General features: G+C 51.4%; 4 protein-coding genes. All 4 read right to left on the bottom strand.

Annotated elements, in window-relative coordinates; genetic code table 11:
• On the bottom strand, positions 1–205 hold a 205-nt coding region (locus KGZ89_06850), incomplete at its 3' end, for a hypothetical protein (GenBank protein MBS3974564.1).
• A gap of 6 nt (positions 206–211) precedes the next feature.
• On the bottom strand, positions 212–715 hold the full coding sequence (locus KGZ89_06845) for a gamma-glutamylcyclotransferase (GenBank protein MBS3974563.1): 504 nt from the start codon (positions 713–715) through the stop codon (positions 212–214).
• A gap of 19 nt (positions 716–734) precedes the next feature.
• On the bottom strand, positions 735–1787 hold the full coding sequence (locus KGZ89_06840) for an amidoligase family protein (protein MBS3974562.1): 1053 nt from the start codon (positions 1785–1787) through the stop codon (positions 735–737).
• A 294-nt stretch (positions 1788–2081) separates the two neighbouring features.
• On the bottom strand, positions 2082–3806 hold a 1725-nt coding region (locus KGZ89_06835), incomplete at its 5' end, for a DUF87 domain-containing protein (protein ID MBS3974561.1).

The raw sequence follows: 3806 nt of genomic DNA, 5'->3' as shown, positions 1-3806 counted from the left end.
TTCTGCCGCCGTTGAAGGACAGATCTATGGCGGCTTTGTTGTGGTCAGAGCCTGCCGAGAGGATGCTGGAGATCATTATTATGATCAGGATGATTGGCGTCAGGATGGAAGCGATGACCACGCTGATGGCTTTCCACGTCCGTTTGTCAGTGGCAAGGGCGACGGCGGCCTTGACCGCAAGAGTAATTGCTGCGGGAGCTGCCATTGAGCATCACCACCATTTCAGGTCGAACAGCGTGCCCTGATCCGGTTCCCGTTCCTGCTGCTCTCTCGCCAGACGTATGGATTTCTCCACGGCCTGCTCCAAAAATTCGGTGTCAAAGCCTGCCGATTGGTAGCCCTCCAGTATGGTGTTTAGGTAATAATCTGAGGGCGATCCGAAGGGATGTCCGTCATTCATAATATAGACCATGGCGGGAACAGTCTTGCCTCTCAGTTCTACTTCAAGAATCTCCTTGCGGTAGAAAGACGGGAATCCCTCATAGCGGTCGAGCGACTGCAGGTCACGCTCCTTCAGCTTCCACAGAAGAACAGGCACACTGTAGCCCTTGAGCGGCTCCACGGTTGCGACGGAGCTTCTCTGTCCGCCTCGGAACAGCAGCTCATAATCTTTGATCTCACTGGCGCCGACCACCTTGGCGGTCGGACAGCGGAATGCCATCTGCGGCAGATTGAGATTGCTGCCATAGGCAATATACAGGGTTTCTGATTTCATTTTTCTTCGTTCCTCCTTGCTACATTGACATAGAAAGACCGGGGCATTCGTCCTGCGCCCCGGCCTGTTCCTGCTCGTTTTCAATTGTTTCTTCCTGCCGCGGTATGGCCGCTTGAGCCGCCTCAGCCAGCTCCTTTTCTTTTTTCTGCCTTAACCGTTCCTTTTGCTGGAGGGCCTGTGCAGGGTCCTTCCAGGCGATGCAGCCGTCCAGATGCTCCAGCAGATGAAGCCGGGCGGTTTTGAATTCGTCACCGATAAGTCCCAGCCGAAGAAGCCAGGTTCGGAAGGTATATTTTTCGTTGGTGCTTCGGGTTTTCTGGCGGCTGGCGCACCGCTGGTTGAGAGCCTGTGCGGAGATGGCAAGGCAGAGCTGGATGTATGCCTTGATCTTGCCTGCGTGAGTGGTGGAATTAAAAAGCCGGAACTCGATAGTGCCCTTCTGGAACACACTGTGCAGGTTCAGGCAGTGGTACCGGCTGTTATGGTAATGCTCGCGGTGACCGTCGCCGCCATTGTACCAGATACGACTGACCTCGTTCAGGGTTTTCGGCTTTTTACGGTTGATTTCATCCAGAAAGCCCTGCTCCACCTTCTTGCAATACTGCCGCTCCCTTGCCACCTCCACCTGCATGGCCTTGTAGATCAGATCCTCCTTGGAAGCCATGATGTTGGTGATGTTTCGCAGGGTGTTGGCGTTGTGCGGCGAGGCGTCTAAGTGGATATGGATGCCGCAGGATTTGTTTGCAATCATTCCGGCCTGCCGAAGCTTGCGAACAATCTCCTGTATGGTTTCGATGTCCTCATAGCGGCAGATGGGACTGACCAGCTCCACGCTGTAGGTGTTATCTGCAGATACAATCTGACGACCTTCTTTCTTTTCTGTTTTTATGCTGCCGTCGCTCATGACCTTCCAACGGCGGCTCTGACTGTCCAGCACGGAATATTCTCCGTAATATCCGCCGTCAAAATTGGCAGGCCGTCCGAAGTATTCCGACAGCACCTGTGCGGCATGCTGACGGGACAGGCCAGTCATTTCAATCTCAATGCCGAAGCGCTGCTCCTTCATGTCCACGATTTTTCACCACCTTTCTGTTTTTTCTTGAATGATCTGTTGCGGTGTGGTATGGTAATTGTGCTATGTTCATTTTGGAAAGACCGACCTCTTGGTCCTTGGTACGACCGCCAGCCAAACCCAGCTAAAGGGATTAAGGAGGGATGCGTTATGAGCATAAAACGTCTGATTAAAAAAATGGGATTCACAGGCATAACACTGAACATTGGATTTATTGGGCTTAACTTTGCTGGGGGTCTTGCCAAAGTGAATATAGTGAAAGCCTTGCTGTTTGATATATACAGCAAGGCTTTTTTATCGTCCGCCTGCCTTTCCGAAGAGCTTTGCCTTGTGTTCGGGAGCCTGAACCATGAGATTGTATCGTTCATTTCCGCATTTATATAGACAAACACCACGCTGGGGATAGCGGATCAGGTTGTATTCCGATTCCTCCAGCTGGAGGGTGTCCATATAGAACCGCTTGTCGATATTGCCTGCGTTGAACAGAAAAGCGTGGGCCGGTATAGAAAACAGCGGCTTGGTATACTCCCTTATACCGTCGATATTGAAGTCCTCAAGGTTCTGACTGGATAAGATAACCGCCGAATCTTTTTTACGGACACGCTTCATGAAGTTCCTCACATACTCCACGGCCGTCAGATTGGAAAGAAACAGATAGAACTCGTCGATGCTGGCGGCAGTATTGCCTGCGGTGAGAAGCTCGTTGCTCATGTAGGACAGCACGTTGAACAGCAGGGCGTTTCTCAGGTTTTTGCTGGCCTGCAGAAGTCCCTTGACACCGAAGGTCACAAACTCACTGCTTATTATATTGGTGTGCCCGTTAAAGAATTTGGACTCCGCGCCCTTACACAGGGAATGGAGTCCGAGGCAGATTTCCCGCAGCGTATCCGCAGTATAGAGCTGGCGTTTTCTCTCGTCGAATTCCTTGTATTCCGACTCGACCAGCTCATATAGATCGGACAGAATAGGATAATCATCAGGCTTTAACCGGTCAAAGTTGCTGTGATCGGTGATGCTCCATTTATCATAGAGCTTGCTCAGCATGATCTCGATAGTGTCAATCTGGCGGTCATCAAAATCCTTGTAAACTCGGAAAAAGTCCTTGAGAAAGCTGATATGCTGACTGAGCTTGCTGGTCTGTCGGAATGCCTGGGGCGCTTCGGTATCCTTTGGATCACCAGCTTCATCCCAGGTCTTTGGTTCCAGAACATTGATGATGTACTCTCCGGTCATCAGGTCGATGAAGCAGCCGCCGAGGTTGTTGGTGAGATCCTCAAACTCCATTTCCGGGTCGAGGCAGATGATTTTCATGCCTGATTCCCTGAGATTGCAGAGAATGAGCTTTAACAGATAGCTCTTTCCCTGACCGCTATTTCCTAAAATGAGTATGTTGGCGTTGGTCTTATCGTCTGCTCTCCGGTTAAAATCCACGAGAATATTGCTTCCGAATTTATCCCTGCCAAGATAGAAGCCATTTGGATCTGTCTTGCCGCTGTAGTTGAAGGGATAGAGATTGGCGACCGAGCTTGCGGGCAACACCCGTTCAAACTGATCGCTGAACACATTCCAGCCGGAGGGTATGACCGATAGAAATCCCTGCTGCTGGCGGAGCAGTAATCTGTCCACATTGAGCTTGCTTCGCACTAGCTCAGTCAGCACCTCGGTCTGCAGGAGCTTGAGCTGATCGGGATCATGTGCGGACAATTCAATATAAACAGCGGCATGAAGCAGAGGCTCCTTGCTCCGATGCATCTGAGTTATGATGGCCGCTACGTCCTGCAGATTGCTTTCCGCCGTGACAGTCTGCTGCAGGTCCTGGGTGCTGCTTCGCTGCATCCGGTTCTTGTTGGCGGCGTTTGAGATGATTTTTCGTTCCTCGACAGGACTTACATGCCGGGTATAGATGTGCAGGGTCACTCCGTCCTTTTCCCCGAGATGCCGCAGGATTGCCTGTTCAGCGGTAGCGGTTGGATACTCACGCAGCGCCCATACAGAACGGTAGGTATTGCCGCAGATGAA

It is taken from the genome of Actinomycetota bacterium (assembly GCA_018334075.1).
Lineage (GTDB): Bacteria > Actinomycetota > Coriobacteriia > Anaerosomatales > UBA912 > JAGXSC01.
The sequence above is the reverse complement of the archived record's forward strand: the minus strand, read 5'-3'. Positions and strand labels throughout refer to the sequence as shown.

Bases quoted from the DNA above. Each gene is read 5' to 3' on its own strand.
- KGZ89_06845 (MBS3974563.1), bottom strand. From the start codon at position 715: ATGAAATCAGAAACCCTGTATATTGCCTATGGCAGCAATCTCAATCTG.